Origin of the sequence: Amycolatopsis sp. cmx-11-32, assembly GCF_047608695.1 — a bacterium.
Lineage (GTDB): Bacteria > Actinomycetota > Actinomycetes > Mycobacteriales > Pseudonocardiaceae > Amycolatopsis.
The window spans coordinates 256411-272099 of record NZ_JADNQN010000011.1 but is presented as its reverse complement, the minus strand read 5'-3'; the positions used below and the strand labels follow the sequence as shown (position 1 = coordinate 272099).

At 68.4% G+C, this 15689-nt stretch carries 10 protein-coding genes; all 10 read left to right on the top strand.

The annotated features are described in order from the left end of the window. The first annotated feature begins 70 nt into the window (after nucleotides 1-70). The 10 genes from ACM6LR_RS29535 to ACM6LR_RS29490 all read left to right on the top strand — a co-directional run bounded on the left by ACM6LR_RS29535 (nucleotide 71) and on the right by ACM6LR_RS29490 (nucleotide 15674). On the top strand, nucleotides 71-1045 hold the full coding sequence (locus ACM6LR_RS29535; RefSeq protein WP_414940683.1) for a DUF1702 family protein: 975 nt from the start codon (nucleotides 71-73) through the stop codon (nucleotides 1043-1045). Continuing rightward, nucleotides 1042-3006 carry a CRTAC1 family protein gene (locus tag ACM6LR_RS29530; RefSeq protein ID WP_414940682.1) on the top strand — a complete coding sequence of 655 codons (1965 nt, stop codon included), beginning with the start codon at nucleotides 1042-1044 and terminating at the stop codon, nucleotides 3004-3006. Before ACM6LR_RS29535 ends, ACM6LR_RS29530 begins: the two co-directional genes overlap by 4 nt. 5 nt (nucleotides 3007-3011) lie before the next feature. Next, a complete protein-coding gene (locus ACM6LR_RS29525) occupies nucleotides 3012-4001 on the top strand; it encodes an enediyne biosynthesis protein (protein WP_414940681.1) in 990 nt (329 codons plus the stop codon). Continuing rightward, nucleotides 3998-5350, top strand: coding sequence for a cytochrome P450 (locus tag ACM6LR_RS29520; protein ID WP_414944972.1), 1353 nt, complete (start codon nucleotides 3998-4000; stop codon nucleotides 5348-5350). The genes ACM6LR_RS29525 and ACM6LR_RS29520 overlap by 4 nt, the downstream gene beginning before the upstream one ends. 5 nt (nucleotides 5351-5355) lie before the next feature. Beyond that, on the top strand, nucleotides 5356-5913 hold the full coding sequence (locus ACM6LR_RS29515; RefSeq protein WP_414940679.1) for a DUF5987 family protein: 558 nt from the start codon (nucleotides 5356-5358) through the stop codon (nucleotides 5911-5913). A gap of 73 nt (nucleotides 5914-5986) precedes the next feature. Continuing rightward, nucleotides 5987-7636, top strand: coding sequence for a GMC family oxidoreductase N-terminal domain-containing protein (locus ACM6LR_RS29510; protein WP_414940678.1), 1650 nt, complete (start codon nucleotides 5987-5989; stop codon nucleotides 7634-7636). 2 nt (nucleotides 7637-7638) lie between these two features. Next, entirely contained in the window at nucleotides 7639-8595 is a 957-nt protein-coding gene (locus ACM6LR_RS29505) for a carboxymuconolactone decarboxylase family protein (protein ID WP_414944971.1), read from the top strand. 225 nt (nucleotides 8596-8820) lie between these two features. Continuing rightward, complete coding sequence (locus ACM6LR_RS29500) at nucleotides 8821-14640, top strand: SDR family NAD(P)-dependent oxidoreductase (protein WP_414944970.1); 5820 nt, start codon at nucleotides 8821-8823, stop codon at nucleotides 14638-14640. Between the two features lies 1 nt (nucleotide 14641). Beyond that, entirely contained in the window at nucleotides 14642-15082 is a 441-nt protein-coding gene (locus ACM6LR_RS29495) for an acyl-CoA thioesterase (protein ID WP_414940675.1), read from the top strand. Between the two features lie 22 nt (nucleotides 15083-15104). Continuing rightward, nucleotides 15105-15674, top strand: coding sequence for a flavin reductase family protein (locus ACM6LR_RS29490; protein ID WP_414940712.1), 570 nt, complete (start codon nucleotides 15105-15107; stop codon nucleotides 15672-15674). The last annotated feature ends 15 nt before the right edge of the window (nucleotides 15675-15689 follow it).

Here is a 15689-nt window from a genome sequence, read left to right as displayed (position 1 = left end):
CCTGTCATCACGCATGTGAGCCTTTAAGCAGTCCGCAAAATTCAAATCCACCCGTTAGGGGGAGAGTGCGTTGGGCAATGGTTGGCGCACGTTCAGACGTCGCATGATCACGCCGGATGTCTCCGAGACGTCGCTGGACAAGCGGGGTTTCCACAAGAAGAGCCCAGCCGCTCAAGAATTGCTGGAGACCGTCGGGGAGAAGTTCCTCCTCGGTTACGCGAACGCGGTGGAAGCGCGTTCTGTCGAGCAGGCGGAAGAATGGCTGAGGCGAATTCCGGTCAAATTCCGCGGCTTCGCCTACGAAGGCGCAGGAATGGGCTACGGAATGCTGGACGGCCTGCCGGGGGGAGGCCGCGGGCATATCGCGGACTTCCTCGACGGTCCGGGTGAGAAGCACGACTACATCATCTACGTCGGCGTCGGCTGGGCGATGGCGCGGCTGCCCCGCTTCCGCTGGCCCTCCGCCGAGGACTTCGACCCGTTGCTGCGCTGGCTGGTGCTCGACGGGTACGGGTTCCACCAGGCCTACTTCAAGACCGCCAAGTACATCGACGGCCAGTTCCAGGACCCGAACTTCACCTGGCCCGCGGGCAACAACGGTTACTCGTTGCGGGCGATCGACCAGGGCATCGGCCGGGCGCTGTGGTTCATCTGCGGCACCGACGTCGATCTGGTCACCGACACCATCGCGAGATTCCCGAAGCAGCGCCACGGAGACCTCTACGCCGGGATCGGGCTCGCCTCGACCTACGCGTGCGGTGTCACTGGCGACGAACTGCTGAAGCTGGCCGAGTTCGCCGGTGAACACCGCGGGAACCTGGCCCAGGGCAGTGCTTTCGCCGCCGAAGCCCGCGTTCGCGCCGGGCTGCTGATCCCCGAGACCGAAGTCGCCACCCAGGCGATCTGCGGGCTGCCGGCCGAGCGCGCCGCGGCCATCACCCAGGAAGTTCGCCCCGCCGTGGTCGTCGACGGTGAGCTCCCGCATTTCGAGACCTGGCGACGGCGCATCGCCGAAGCGATTCTCTCTGGAGGTGCAGGTAAATGACCGCGACCTTGGGCTGGCTCCGCAAGCAGCTTGCGGGCATCGTGGCGCTGTTGCTGATGGCGGGACTGTTCGTGGTGGCACAGCTGCCAACGGTCTCGACCGCCGACGCCGACACCATGGCTTCGAAGTACGCGTTCGAGCCGCTGACGATCGCCCTGCCGGAGGCGGCGAAGAGCCAGTCGATCCGGACGGTGAACAAGGAATACGAGCACATCCGCGCCTGGATCTCGTCGGTCGGCGCCGCGATCGCGGTCAACGACCTCGACGGCGACAAGCTGGCCAACGACCTGTGCTTCGTCGACCCGCGCAGCGACCAGGTGGTCGTCACCCCCACGCCGGGCAAGGGCGGCGATCGGTACGCGCCGTTCGCGCTCGACGCGGCGCCGCTGCCGATGGGCAAGTACATCGCCCCGATGGGCTGTGTGCCGGGCGACTTCAACGAGGACGGCCGGGTCGACCTGCTGGCCTACTACTGGGGCCGCACGCCGATCACCTTCCTGGCGAAGCCGGGTGCCACGAAGCTCGAGCCGAAGGCCTACGAGCCGGTGGAACTGGTGCCGGGCAACAACTCCAAGAACGGCGAGTACTCCGGTCCACTGTGGAACACCAACGCCGCCTCGGTCGGTGACTTCGACGGCGACGGCCACCAGGACATCTTCATCGGCAACTACTTCCCCGACAGCGCGGTGCTGGACGATCGCGTCGAGGGCGGGGTCGAGATGAACAAGTCGATGTCGCACGCCGACAACGCGGGTGGCAAGTACATCCTGCGGTTCACCGGCGCCACCCAGGGCGCCAAGCCGAGCGCGACCTTCGCCCTCGACGACAAGGCCATCCCCGCCGACGCACAGGGCGGCTGGTCGCTCGCGGCCAGCGCCACCGACGTCGACGGCGACAACCTGCCGGAGCTCTACATCGGCAACGATTTCGGCCACGACCGCCTGCTGTACAACAAGTCCCGCCCCGGTCACGTCGAATTCGCCGAGGTCAAGGGCGTCCGCGGCGCCACCGATCCGAAGTCCAAAGTGGTCGGCAACGACTCCTTCAAGGGCATGGGCGTCGACTTCGGCGACCTGAACCACGACGGTCTCTACGACATGTACGTCAGCAACATCACGACGTCGTGGGGCATCGAGGAAAGCCACTTCCAGTTCATGAACACCGCCAAGGACACCGCGGACCTGCGTGGCCGTCTCCAGGGGGGCGAGGCACCGTGGGTCGACCGCAGCGCACAGGCGGGCACCGCGTGGTCCGGCTGGGGCTGGGACGTCAAGATCGCCGACTACAACAACAGCGGCGAATCGGTGATCACCCAGGCGACCGGTTTCGTCAAGGGTGACGTCAACCGCTGGCCGCAGTTGCAGGAACTGGCGACGTCCAACGACGAACTGCTGAAGCACCCGTACTTCTGGCCGAACATGGTCGCCGGTGACGACGTCGGCGGCGACCACACCCTGCACTTCTGGGCCAAGAGCCCCGACGGCCGCTACACCGACCTGGCCCCGCGCCTCGGTCTCGCGGTCCCGGTGCCCACCCGTGGTATCGCCACCGGTGACGCCGACGGTGACGGCAAGCTCGACTTCGCCGTGGCCCGCCAGTGGGAGCAGCCGATCTTCTACCGCAACGTCAGTGCCGACACCGGTTCGTACCTGAACCTGAGGCTGCTCCACGACATCCCGGCCGCGGCCGGGGCGCTGAAGGCGGGCGGCACGGCGGCGATCGGCGCACAGGTCACCGTCATCACCCCCGACGGCAAGAAGTACATCGACCGCGTCGACGGCGGCAGCGGCCACTCCGGCAAGCGCAGCCACGAAGTGCAGATCGGACTCGGCAAGGTCACCGGGCCGGTGAAGGTCTGCGTGCAGTGGCGCGACCTGACCGGGCAGATTCGCACGCAGGAGATCCAGCTGGCCCCCGGTAGCCACACGCTCCAGCTCGGCTCCCAGGTGAAGGGGAAGTAGTCGTCATGGCAGAGCAGACAATCGCCGCACCGAAGAGCAACAAGACGATCACGGCCCTTCGCCGGTTCGCGATTTCGATCACGGTCTTCAACATCATCGGCTACACCGTGCTCGGTTTCGAGCAGCCGTGGGTCTATCCGTTCATCGCCCTCGGCACCGCCTACACCACGGAAATCCTGCTGGAGATCATCGGGGCGCGTGTACAGGGCCGCGACGTTCGCTTCCGCGGCAACGGTTTCAAGGGACTGGTGGAGTTCCTGTTCCCGGCGCACATCACCGGTCTCGCGCTCAACATGCTGACCTACGTCAACGACCAGGTTCTCGTGATGATCTTCGGCGTGGTGGTCGCCGTCGGCGCCAAGTGGGTCCTCCAGGCCCCGGTGCGCGGCAGGCTCCGCCACTACATGAACCCGTCGAACTTCGGCATCACGATCATCCTGCTGGTGTTCCCCTGGGCGAGCATCGCGCCGCCCTACCACTTCACCGAGCAGGTCGACTCGTGGGTCGGCTGGCTGATCGTCGGCATCATCATGGTGTCGGGCACCGTGCTCAACGCCATGCTGACCCAGCGGATGTGGCTGATCGGCGCGTGGCTCATCACCTTCGCGCTCCAGGCGATCATCCGAGGTCTGGTGTTCGACACCGCGATCCCCGGCGCGCTCGGGATGATGACCGGGGTGGCGTTCGTGCTCTACACGAACTACATGGTCACCGACCCCGGCACGACCCCGTCGAAGCCCGCGTCGCAGATCCTGTTCGGTTCGGGTGTGGCGATCGCCTACGGGTTCTTCATGGTGGTCCACGTGGCGTACGGCCTGTTCCTCGCCACCGCCCTGGTCTGCCTGATCCGCGGCCTGTTCCTGTGGGGCCTGCACTTCTCGCAGAAAGCCACCGCGATGTGGGAGGCTGAGCAGGCGAAGACGGCCGAGGTCACGACCCTGCCCAAGCCTGCCGGGAAGCCGGAAACCGAAGAAACCGGGGCCGTGGCGGCATGACCTCCAGTGCGGAAATCACCCGGGGGGCGCGTCTCGCGCCCCCCGGGCCGCCGCGCCGAGCGACCTTCGGTCTGCTGAAGAAGCTTTTCACCGACCGGCTGGCGCTCATGTCGGACTCGGCGGAGGCACATGGGGACGTCGTCCGGATCGCGATCGGTCCGAAGACGATGTACCTGGTGAACCACCCCGATCTGGCGAAACACGTGCTCGCGGACAACGCGGCCAACTATCACAAGGGAATCGGCCTCCAGGAGGCACGGCGGGCGCTCGGCGACGGGCTGCTCACCAGCGACGGCGAGGTCTGGAAGAAACAGCGCCGCACGATCCAGCCGGTGTTCCAGCCCAAGCGGATCGCGCGGCAGGCCTCGGTCGTCGCGAACGAGGTCGAAGGTCTCGTGAAACGCTTGCGGGACACAGGCGGGCCGATCGAGATTCTGCACGAGATGACCGGACTGACCCTCGGTGTGCTCGGCAAGACACTGCTCGACGCGGATCTCGGCGAGTTCACCTCGCTGGGCCACTCCTTCGAGGCCGTGCAGGACCAGGCGATGTTCGAAGCGGTGACGCTGAGCATGGTCCCGCAGTGGGCTCCGCTGAAGAAGCAACTGCGGTTCCGGGAATCGCGGGACGACCTCCGCCGCATCGCCGAGGAACTCGTCGAGGAGCGGTTCGCGAACCCGGTCGAGAACGGCGAAGACGTCCTGTCTCGCCTGATCGCGACCGACGGGACCCGCGAGCAGATGCGGGACGAGCTGATCACCCTGCTGCTGGCCGGGCACGAGACGACGGCGAGCACGCTGGGCTGGGCGTTCCACCTGCTCGACGAGCATCCCGACGTCGCGGCGAAACTCCGCGCCGAGGCCGATTCGGTGCTGGGCGACCAGTTGCCCACTTATGAGGATCTGCACCGGTTGCGGTACACGGCGAGGGTTGTCGAGGAGGTCATGCGGCTGTATCCGCCGGTGTGGCTGCTGCCGCGGGTCGCGCAGGCCGACGACGAGATCGGCGGCTACCACATCCCCGCCGGGTCCGACGTCGTCGTCGTGCCCTACACGCTGCACCGGCACCCGGACTTCTGGCCGGAGCCGGAGAAGTTCGACCCGGACCGGTTCGATCCGGACCGGCCGAGCGGCCGTCCCCGGTACGCCTACATCCCGTTCGGCGCCGGGCCGCGGTTCTGCATCGGCAACAGCCTCGGTGTGATGGAGGCCGTTTTCGTGCTGACGATGGTCCTGCGGGACCTCGAGCTCAGGAAGCTCCCTGGCTACGACGTGGTTCCCGAGGCGATGCTGTCGCTCCGGGTGCGCGGCGGGCTGCCGATGACCGTGCACACCAGGAACAGGAGGTAGGCGCCGTGGATCCGGACGAACAGGTCAAGGTGTCCACTTTGGAGGCCTACGCCGACACGATCCTTCCCGGGGAGAAGCGTTTCCCCGAGGATCACGCGATCGCCGGCGCCGCGCCGGGGCCGGGCGCGGTCGTGGCGGGCGCGCTCGAACTGCTGCACACCGAGGCGACCGGGGTGACCGTCGGACTTCCCTATTTGGCACAGTCCCTCAACGATCACGCGAAGGTCTACGCCAAGGAAAACGACCTCACACTGGACGAGACGCTGCCGACGTTCGTCGCACTGTCCTTCGAGGACAGGACGGCGCTGGTGAAGTCCCTGACCGCGCCGGGGCATCCGGAGAAGGACGGCTGGGTCAGCCTCGCCCTGTTCTGCAACATGTCCTTCGACTGCGCGGCGCACAAGCACACCGCCGAAGCCATCGCCGAGGGCCACCCAGGCCTCCTCGCGATGGGATACACCGCGCCGGACGAAGACGGCCTGTGGCGGTTCCCGAAGTTCTCCTACCGCCGCGAACTGGCGCGGCTCCACCCTGACACCACGCCTTCCGGGAGCCCCGCATGAGCGAGCCCGCGAGCGAATCATCAGAACAGTGCCCGTTCATGCGACGCAAAGCGGCCCATTACGAGGAGAAGGCATGAACGCTTACGACAAGACCGACGTCGTCATCGTCGGCAGCGGGTTCGGCGGCTCGATCCCCGCGTACCACCTGGCCGCGGGCGGGGCGAAGGTCACCGTGCTGGAACGCGGGCCGTGGCTGGAAGCGCAGGAGTTCGAGCACGACTACCTGCTCGGCTCCTCATACACCAGGGCGTTCGACTTCGTCGTCGGTGACGGGATGAGCGTGCTGGGCGGCAACTGCGTCGGCGGCGGCAGCGTGGTGTACTTCGCCGCGATGCCGAGGGCGCCGAAGTTCGTCTTCGAGCGCCACGGCAGCATCGGGCGTCGCATGTGGCCCTCGGTGCTGACGCGGGACACGCTGGAACCCTGGTACGACCGGGTTTCGGATTCACTTCCGGTGTCCAAACAGGACTGGAACGACGTCTCGTACGCGGGCGGGCTGTGGGCGGCGTTCTGCGACCACTCCGGTCGTACCGCCAACCCGGCGCCGGTCGCGGTGGACAACGACCGGTGCGTGAACTGCAACTTCATGATGGCGGGCTGCCGGTTCGACGCGAAACGCTCGCTGCTGACCAACTACCTCCCCGGCGCGCTGGCGCACGGCGCGCAGATCCGGCCACTGCACGAGGTCCAGCGGATCGAGCGGATCGACGACGGCGACTACCGCGTCCACTTCACCATCGTCGACGACTCCGACTACCGCGTGCAGACCGACAGCGGAACGATCGACGCGAAGGTCGTCATCATCGCGGCCGGTGCCGGAGCGACACCGGTGATCCTGCAGCGTTCGGAGTCCGCGCTGGGCACCATGCCGCACGCGGTCGGCCGGTACTTCTCGGGCAACGGTGAGCGGCTCAACACCGCGATCATCAACGAGGAGCGGGTCCGCGAGGTGCTCGGACTGTCCCGTGAGGACGGCAAGGTCTACGAGGCCAACCACATCGGCAAGGGCCCGACCGTGGCGAACTGGGACAAGCTCGACGGTTCGCTGCCCGAGTACGAGCGGTACTCCTTGGAGCAGCTGTACTTCCCGCCCGGGCTCGGCACGATCCTCGCGCAGGTGCCCGACGGTGACGAACCGCGCTGGTTCGGGGCGCAGAAGAAGGAGATCCTCAAGCAGTGGGCCTCCTGGCTGACGATTTTCTTGATGACCGAGGACGACAACGAGGGCGTCTTCGGCGCGCCACCGCCCACCGGCAACGCCTACCGCATCTCGCAGCAGATGCTCGGCCGCGGCCCGCTGAAGTACGACCCGACACCGAACACCCTGCACGGCTGGTCGCTGGCCGACGCGGAGTGCAAGGAGATTCTGGAGAAGGACGGCCTGGCGAAGGTCGCGCCGTGGACGAACGACGTCGTCGGCGCGTACACCGTGCACCCGCTGGCGTCGTGCCGGATCGGTGACGACCCGGAGACCTCGGCACTGCACCCGAACCACGAACTCCGCAACCACCCCGGGATCTTCGTGACCGACAGCGCCTCCGTGCCGGGCGCGCTGACGGTGAACCCGGCGATGACGATCGCGGCGCTGGCCGAACGGTCGGTGCCGGGGATCGTGCGGGCGCTGCAGGCACGCGGCGTCGACGTCTCCTACGGCGCTCCGGCTCCGGACGGTTCCATCACCGGACGGCGGGCGGTCAGCAGGCTTCCCGTGGTGACCGGCTGATCATGGCGCCGACGCTGGTGAGATTCGCGCTGCGGCGGGTGTCACGCGAGGTCCGTTACGTCCGGCCGATCTCGTTCGGCCGGGCGTCCGGGCTCGTGCGCGACGTCTACCGCCAGCTCGAACGGGACTTCGGCATGCTGGCCCCGCCGGTCGCCCTGCATTCGCCGTCACCGACGGTTCTCGCGGCCACTTGGACGATGCTGCGGGAATCGCTGGTGGCGGCGGGGGAGACGAGCCGGGCGGACCGGGAGGTGGTCGCTTCCCTGGTGTCGCAGGCGAACTCGTGTCCGTACTGTGTCGAAGTGCACGGGATGGCGCTGGATTCGCTCGGGCGGTCCTCGGTGGCTTCGGCGATCGCGGCGGGTGAGGCGGTGCCGGATCCTCTCGACGGCGCCTTGTCGGCGGCGGCTCGAGCGGAGCTGACCGCGGTCGCGTTCACGTTCCATTACCTGAACCGGGCGGTGAGCGTGTTCCTCGGGCCGTCGCCACTGCCTTCTTCCGTGCCGGATTCCGCGCGTTCTCGGGCCAAGGCTGTGCTGGGTCGGTTCCTTCGTCCCGTGGAGGACGCTTCGCCGGGACTTTCCCTGGATCTCCTACCCGCGGGTTCGCGAGTTTTCTCGTGGGCCGCGGGCAATCCGGTCGTCGAGGATGCCTTCTCGCGTGCTGAATCGGCTTTCGCTTCGGTGGGGATCTCTCCTGCCGTACGGAATACCGTGCGCCGTACTTTGTCCACTTGGGACGGAGTGCCGCCGGGGCTGAGTCGGTCCTGGGTGGACACCGTCGATGATCCCGTGACTCGCTTGGCTTTGGTGGTCGCGAAAGCGCCCTATCAGGTCGATGACACCTTGGTGGCCAGTGCGGGTTTGGACGATCGAGAACTGATCGAGCTGGTGGGGTGGGCGAGTTTCGTCGCCGCTGCTCACCGCGTGTCGCTCACCTCGATCCGAAAGGCCGCCTGATACCGCAAGTAGTCGGCTACTTGCGTGGCTTCATGTACTTGGTCAGACCATGAAGTCCTGTCCATTCAGGCCTTCAACAACATGAGAGAAGACTCCGCTACCTGCCCCGGTTCATGCTTGACCGGACTGCAGATGCGGACGGCGCCCGTGTTCCTGGGAACAGAGACCGGTGCCGGAACCGGATTCCATGACTTGAGTGGTTGAGAGCTAGGGGAGTGCGGTGGCATGAGCGTTGAGCGGATTTCGATTGTCGGTATCGGTCTCCGATACCCGGACGCCGGTTCCCCGGATGAACTGTGGGAGAACGTCCTCGCCGGCCGCCGGGCGTTCCGGAGACTGCCCGACGAGCGGATGAACCGCGAGGACTACTACTCGCCAGACGCAGGGGCTCCGGACCGTTTCTACGCCCAGAAGGCCGCGGTCCTCCGCGACTACGAGTTCGACCGGATCAAGTACAAGGTCGCGGGCAGCACGTTCCGGTCCACCGACACCACACACTGGCTCGCCCTCGACGTCGCCGCGCAGGCCTTGGCGGACGCGGGATTCCCGGAGGGTGACGGGCTGCCGAGGCCCGCCACCGGTGTGGTCATCGGCAACAGTCTCACCGGCGAGTTCTCGCGGGCCAACATCATGCGGCTGCGGTGGCCGTACGTGCGCCGCACGGTCGCGGCGGCGCTCGCCGAGCGAGGCTGGGCCGAGGGCGACACCGCCGAGTTCCTCCACGACCTCGAGTCGCAGTACAAGGCGCCGTTCCCCGAGATCGACGAGGATTCGCTCGCGGGCGGGCTGGCGAACACGATCGCCGGCCGCGTCTGCAACTTCTTCGACTTCGGCGGCGGCGGGTTCACTGTGGACGGTGCCTGCTCCTCGTCGCTGCTTTCCGTTGTCACCGCGGCGAACGCGCTGTGCGAGGGTGATCTCGACGTCGCCGTCGCGGGCGGTGTCGACTTGTCGATCGACCCCTTCGAGGTGATCGGGTTCGCCAAGACCGGCGCGCTCGCCAAGCGCGAGATGAAGGTCTACGACGCCGACTCCAACGGTTTCTGGCCCGGCGAAGGGTCCGGCATGCTCGTGCTGATGCGCGAGGACGACGCCATCGCGCAGGGCAAGCGGATCTACGCCTCCATCGGTGGCTGGGGTGTCTCGTCCGACGGCAAGGGCGGCATCACGCGGCCTGAGGCGTCGGGGCACCGGCTGGCGCTGAAGCGGGCCTACGACAAGGCCGGCTACGGCGTCGAGACCGTCTCCTATTTCGAGGGGCACGGCACCGGGACCGCGTTGGGCGACGCTACCGAGATCGAGGCGCTCTCCACCGCTCGCCGCGACGCCGATCCGCTCGCCGACCGTGCCGCGCTGAGCACGATCAAGGGCAACATCGGGCACACCAAGGCCGCCGCCGGTGTCGCCGGGCTGATCAAGGCGACACTGGCGGTCTACCACCAGGTCATCCCGCCCGCGACCGGCCACTTCGAACCGCACGAGTCGCTGGTCGGTGACTCCGCGCGGATGTACGTCCCGGCCGAGGCCGGGTTGTGGCCTCCGGATCACCCCGTCCGCGCGGGTGTTTCCGCGATGGGTTTCGGCGGGATCAACTCGCACGTCACCGTCACGGAGGCGCCGGGTGCCGCCCGGCGCAAGGAACTCGACGAGAAGACCCGGTCACTGGTCGCCGGACGGCAGGACAGCGAGCTGCTGCTGCTCGACGCCGACGACGCCGCGTCGTTACGCGGTCAGGTGACCGGACTGCTGGAAGTAGTCCCGAAGCTTTCGCTCGCGGAACTGGCGGACCTCGCCGGCACGCTTTCCACGGAACTGTCCGGAAAGCCGGTGCGGGCGGCGGTCGTCGCGACCAACCCGGAGGACGCCGAGCGCAAGCTGTCCAAGCTGCTCGACCTCCTCGGCGAAGGCGAGCCGGAGGTCTTCTCCGCCGGTGAAGGCATCTTCGTGAGCTCGCGCTCCAAGGGGCCGAGGATCGGCTTCCTGTTCCCCGGCCAGGGTTCCGGGCAGGGCACGGTCGGCGCGGTGCGGAAACGCTTCGCCAACGCCGACGACATCTACCGTGCCGCCGGTCTGTCCACTGGCGCCGACCAGGTCGCCACCGACGTCGCGCAGCCGCGCATCGTCACCGGCTCGCTGGCCGGGCTCCGGGTCCTGAAAAGCCTCGGGATCGAAGCGCAGACGGTGGCGGGCCACAGCCTCGGCGAGCTGACCGCGCTGCACTGGGGTGGCGCGCTCACCGAACGCGAAGTCCTCAAACTGGCCAAGGTCCGCGGCAAGGTGATGGCCGGAGCGAGCGCCGGAAACGGTGCCATGGCGGGAATCGCGGCCGCACCGAACGTCGTCGAGCGGATCGCCGACGGCGAGGACGTGGTCATCGCCGGATACAACGCGCCCGAGCAGACCGTCCTTTCCGGACCGGCGGACGCCATCGAACGGGTGGTCGTGCTGGCCCGCGCCGAGGGCATCACGGCGACCCGGATCAACGTTTCGCACGCGTTCCACTCGCCCGCGGTCGAACCGGCCGCCGAGGCGCTGACCGGGGAACTCGCCGCGTTCGACTTCACACGGCTCGACAGGCCCGTCGTGTCCACTGTGACCGGTGACGTCCTGCACGCCGCCGAGGACCTGCGTGATCTGCTGCGCGACCAGGTGGTCCTGCCGGTGCGCTTCCGTGAGGCGGCCGCGAAGGTCGCCGAGCGCAGCGACCTGGTGATCGAGGTCGGGCCCGGCCGGGTGCTCACCGGGCTGTTCGGCGAGATCGCGCCCGGCACCCCGGTGCTCGCGATCGACACCGACAGCCCGACGCTGGCCGCGGTGCTGAAGGTCGCCGGTGCCGCGTTCGCCTTCGGTGCCCCGCTGGACACCACGGCGCTGTTCGCGGGCCGTATCGTCCGGTCCCTGCCGGTCGACGGTGTTTTCAACTTCCTGGCCAGCCCGTGCGAGGCCGCGCCGTCCATCGGCGCGGAACTGGCTCGCGACCGCGTCGCCGAAACCACCGAAGTCGCGGCGGGGGAGGCCTCGGAAAACGGTGGCAGCAGCACGCTCGACCTGCTGCGCAAACTCGCCTCCGAACGGGTCGAACTGCCGCTCGAAGCGGTCACCGCCGACACACATCCGCTCGACGACCTGCACCTTTCGTCGATCACCGTCGGTCAGCTCGTCAACGACGTGACCCGCGCGCTCGGCCGCCCGGCGCTGGAGGGTATGCCGAACTTCGCGACCGTCTGTCTCGGTGAACTCGCCGAGATGATCGACGAACTCGCGCAGACCGCCAAACCCGCCGACAGCAACCAGGCCGAGGTCGCCGGCGTCGGACCGTGGGTCCGGCCGTTCGCGGTCGAATACGTGGTCACGCCGAGACCCGCGCCCGACCTGCCCCCCGGCATCTCCACCGCCGACTGGACGGCGTTCGCGTCCGAAGGTCACCCCCTGGCCGAGCCGTTGCGCGCGGCGCTGGCCAACGCGGGCGTCGGAGACGGTGTCCTCCTGTGCCTGAACGAGGACAGCGACGCCGGTGACGTCGGGTTGTTCCTGGACGCGGGCCGTGCGGTGCTGGCCGCGCCCAACGGCACACGGTTCGTCGTGGTGCAGCACGGCCTCGGCGCTTCCGGTCTGGCGAAGACGCTGCGGCTGGAAGACCCGTCCGCCCGCACCACCATCGTCGACCTCGCCGACGTCAACCCCGTCGACCCCGAAGCGATCGGCGCCGCGGTGTCCACAGTGGTCACCGAGGTCGCGGCGACGAACGACTTCAGCGAAGTCCGCTACGACTCGGCGGGTGTCCGCTCGGTGCCGAAGCTCGCCGCGCTCGCACCGTCCGAGGCCGAGGGAACCCCGCTGGGCACCGACGACGTCCTGCTCGTCACCGGCGGCGGCAAGGGCATCACCGCGGAAAGCGCGTTGGCGCTGGCCAAGGACTCCGGCGCGAAACTGGCACTGCTCGGCCGGAGCGATCCGGCCGACGACGCCGAACTGTCGGAAAACCTCGGCCGGATGACGGCGGCGGGCATCACCTACCGCTACGAACGCGCCGACGTCACCGCCGCCCAGCAGGTGGCGGACGCCATCGGCCGGATACAGGCCGAGTTCGGCCCGGTCACCGCGGTCCTGCACGGCGCGGGCCGCAACGAGCCCGCGGCGCTGTTCTCCTTGACCGAGGAGACCTTCCGCAAGACGCTGGCGCCGAAGATCGGCGGCCTCAACGCCGTCCTCGACGCCGTGGACAAGGACAAGATCAAGCTGCTGGTCACCTTCGGCAGCATCATCGGACGGGCGGGCCTGCGCGGTGAGGCGCACTACGCCACGGCCAACGACTGGATGACGGAACTGACCGTGCGGTTCGGCCGTGAGCACCCCCGGGCGCGGGCGATCGCACTCGAATGGTCGGTCTGGTCCGGGACGGGGATGGGCGAAAAGCTCGGTGTCGTCAGCGCCTTGATGCGCGACGGCATCACCCCCATCCCGACCGAGGAGGGCATCGAGATCCTCCGCCAGGTCGTCGGCGATCCGGCCGCCCCGTCGGTACTGGTCGTCTGCGGCCGTACCGCGGGGCTGGCCACCCTGCCGGTGGAGAAGCGCGAACTGCCGCTGACCCGCTTCGTGGACCGTGCGGTGGTGCACTACCCGGGGGTCGAGCTGATCACCGAGGCCGACCTGTCGGCGGGCAGCGACCCGTACCTGGCCGACCACCTGCTCGACGGTCAGCTGCTGTTCCCGGCCGTGATCGGCATGGAGGCGATGACCCAGGTCGCCAAGGCCACGCTGGCCGTGGAAAGTTTGCCGGCACCGGTGTTCTCGGACGTGGAGTTCCTGCGCCCGATCATCGTCTCGCCGGGCGGGTCGACCACCATCCGGCTCGCCGCGCTGGCCAGGGACGCCGAAACAGTGGACGTGGTGCTGCGCAGCGGGGAGACCGGGTTCAGCGCCGATCACTTCCGCGCCCGGCTGCGGTTCAGCAGGCCGGATCCGCTCGGCGAGACCGTCGTCCGCGACGTCGCGCTGCCGCCGGTCCCGGTCGACCCGACGACCGAGCTCTACGGCACGGTTCTCTTCCAGGGCAAGCGGTTCCAGCGGGTCACCGGCTACCGCCGGGCCAGCGCGCGGCACGCGGTCGCGGAGATCGCGACCGGCGCCGAGGTCGACTGGTTCGCGCCGTTCCTCCCGCAGGAGCAGCTCCTGGCCGACCCGGGCACCCGCGACGCGATGATGCACGCGATCCAGTGCTGTGTCCCGGACGCGACCCTGCTGCCGCAAGGCATCGAGCGGCTGTACCTCGCCGAACCCGGCGAGCAGGACCCGGAATACGTGCTCCTCGACGCCCGCGAGCGTTCGCAGGACGGCGACAGCTACGTCTACGACCTCGACGTCCGCAACCCGGACGGGAAGCTCGTCGAACGCTGGGAAGGCTTGAAACTGCGCGCGGTTCGCAAGCGTGACGGTGAAGGGCCTTGGGTCCCGTCGATGCTCGGGTCCTATTTGGAGCGTGCGGCGGAACGGCTGCTCGGCTCGTCCCGAGCGATCGTCGTCGAACCGGACCCGATCGGTGTGCCGGTCGAGACCACGCCGGAACGGCGGGCGCAGACAGCACTGGCGGCGGGCCGCGCCGTCGACGCCCCGCTCGAGATCCGCTACCGCCCGGACGGGAAACCGGAGGCCGACGGCGTCGAGGTGAGCGCGTCCCACAGCGCCGACCTGACCCTGGCGATCGCCGGCACCGGCCGGATCGCGTGCGACGTCGAGACGGCGATCGAACGGACGCCGGAGGACTGGGCAGGCCTGCTCGGCGAGGACCTGCTTTCGGTGGGCGAACTGCTCGCCGCCGACGCCCGCGAGCCGCTTTCGGTCGCGCACACGCGGGTCTGGAGCGCGCTGGAATGTGTGCGCAAGACCGGCGACATGACACAGGCGCTCACCGTGCACCGGGTCGACCCGGACGGCTGGGCGGTGCTTTCCCACGGTAACGCCCGCATCGCCACCTGGGCGACGACCGTCAACGACCGGACCGATCCCGTCGTCTTCGCGGTGCTCCAGGGAGAGGAAGACTGACATGGCCGACTACTACGAGATCCTCCATACGGTCGGATTCGAAGAGACCAACCTGGTGGGCAACGTCTACTACGTGAACTACGTGCGCTGGCAGGGCCGGTGCCGCGAGATGTTCCTGAAGGACAAGGCACCCGCGGTACTCGCGGAGGTCCGCCACGACCTCAAGCTGTTCACGCTCAAGGTCGACTGCGAGTTCTTCGCGGAGATCACCGCGTTCGACGAGCTGTCCATCCGGCTGCGGCTGGAGGAGCTGACCCAGACCCAGATCCAGTTCACCTTCGACTACGTCCACCTCACCGACGAAGGTGAGCGGCTGGTCGCGCGGGGACGGCAGCGGATCGCGTGCATGCGCGGGCCCAACACGGCGACGGTGCCCAGCCGGGTCCCGGAGCAGCTGCGTGAGGCGCTGGCCCCGTACGCGGTCGACGGCAAGGGGGAGTGACGTGGGCGCTGTGGACCCCGCGGTGGGATCTCCGGAGCCTTCGCGGCCGGTGCTGAAACGCCTGCCGACGCCCGCGACGCGGCGCCGGTTGTCCGCGCAGGCCGGGTTGCGGGAGGTGATGGGCCAGTTCGCCACCGGGGTCACCGTGCTGACCGCCGGGGGCGAACGGGCCCACGGGATGACCGCCAACGCCGTCACCTCCGTGTCGCTCGAACCGCCGATGGTGCTGTGCTGCGTTTCCCGCGCGGCCCGGATGCACGAAGCGATCGTGACGGCCGGCTCCTACGCGGTGACAGTGCTGGCGTCGGACCAGAAGGAACTGGCGAAGTACTTCGCCGACTGGCGCCGTCCGGCTGGGCTCGCGCAGTTCGACTCGGTGGACTGGACGGCCGGGCCGCAGACCGGCGCCCCGCTGCTCGGCGGCGCTCTGGCGTGGCTGGAATGCGAACTGGCCGAGGTCTACGAAGGCGGTGACCACTCGATCTTCCTTGGCAAGGTGGTCGCTTCCAGCCGCGGCACCGCGCAGGACTCGCTGGTCTTCTACGGCGGCGGCTACCACCAGATCGACGGCCGCGTGCGAGCGTCGGCCTGAGAGAGAGGAATTGTC

Bases quoted from the DNA above. Each gene is read 5' to 3' on its own strand.
- ACM6LR_RS29510 (WP_414940678.1), top strand. From the start codon at position 5,987: ATGAACGCTTACGACAAGACCGACGTCGTCATCGTCGGCAGCGGGTTC.
- ACM6LR_RS29530 (WP_414940682.1), top strand. From the start codon at position 1,042: ATGACCGCGACCTTGGGCTGGCTCCGCAAGCAGCTTGCGGGCATCGTG.
- ACM6LR_RS29495 (WP_414940675.1), top strand. From the start codon at position 14,642: ATGGCCGACTACTACGAGATCCTCCATACGGTCGGATTCGAAGAGACC.
- ACM6LR_RS29520 (WP_414944972.1), top strand. From the start codon at position 3,998: ATGACCTCCAGTGCGGAAATCACCCGGGGGGCGCGTCTCGCGCCCCCC.
- ACM6LR_RS29505 (WP_414944971.1), top strand. From the start codon at position 7,639: ATGGCGCCGACGCTGGTGAGATTCGCGCTGCGGCGGGTGTCACGCGAG.
- ACM6LR_RS29525 (WP_414940681.1), top strand. From the start codon at position 3,012: ATGGCAGAGCAGACAATCGCCGCACCGAAGAGCAACAAGACGATCACG.
- ACM6LR_RS29500 (WP_414944970.1), top strand. From the start codon at position 8,821: ATGAGCGTTGAGCGGATTTCGATTGTCGGTATCGGTCTCCGATACCCG.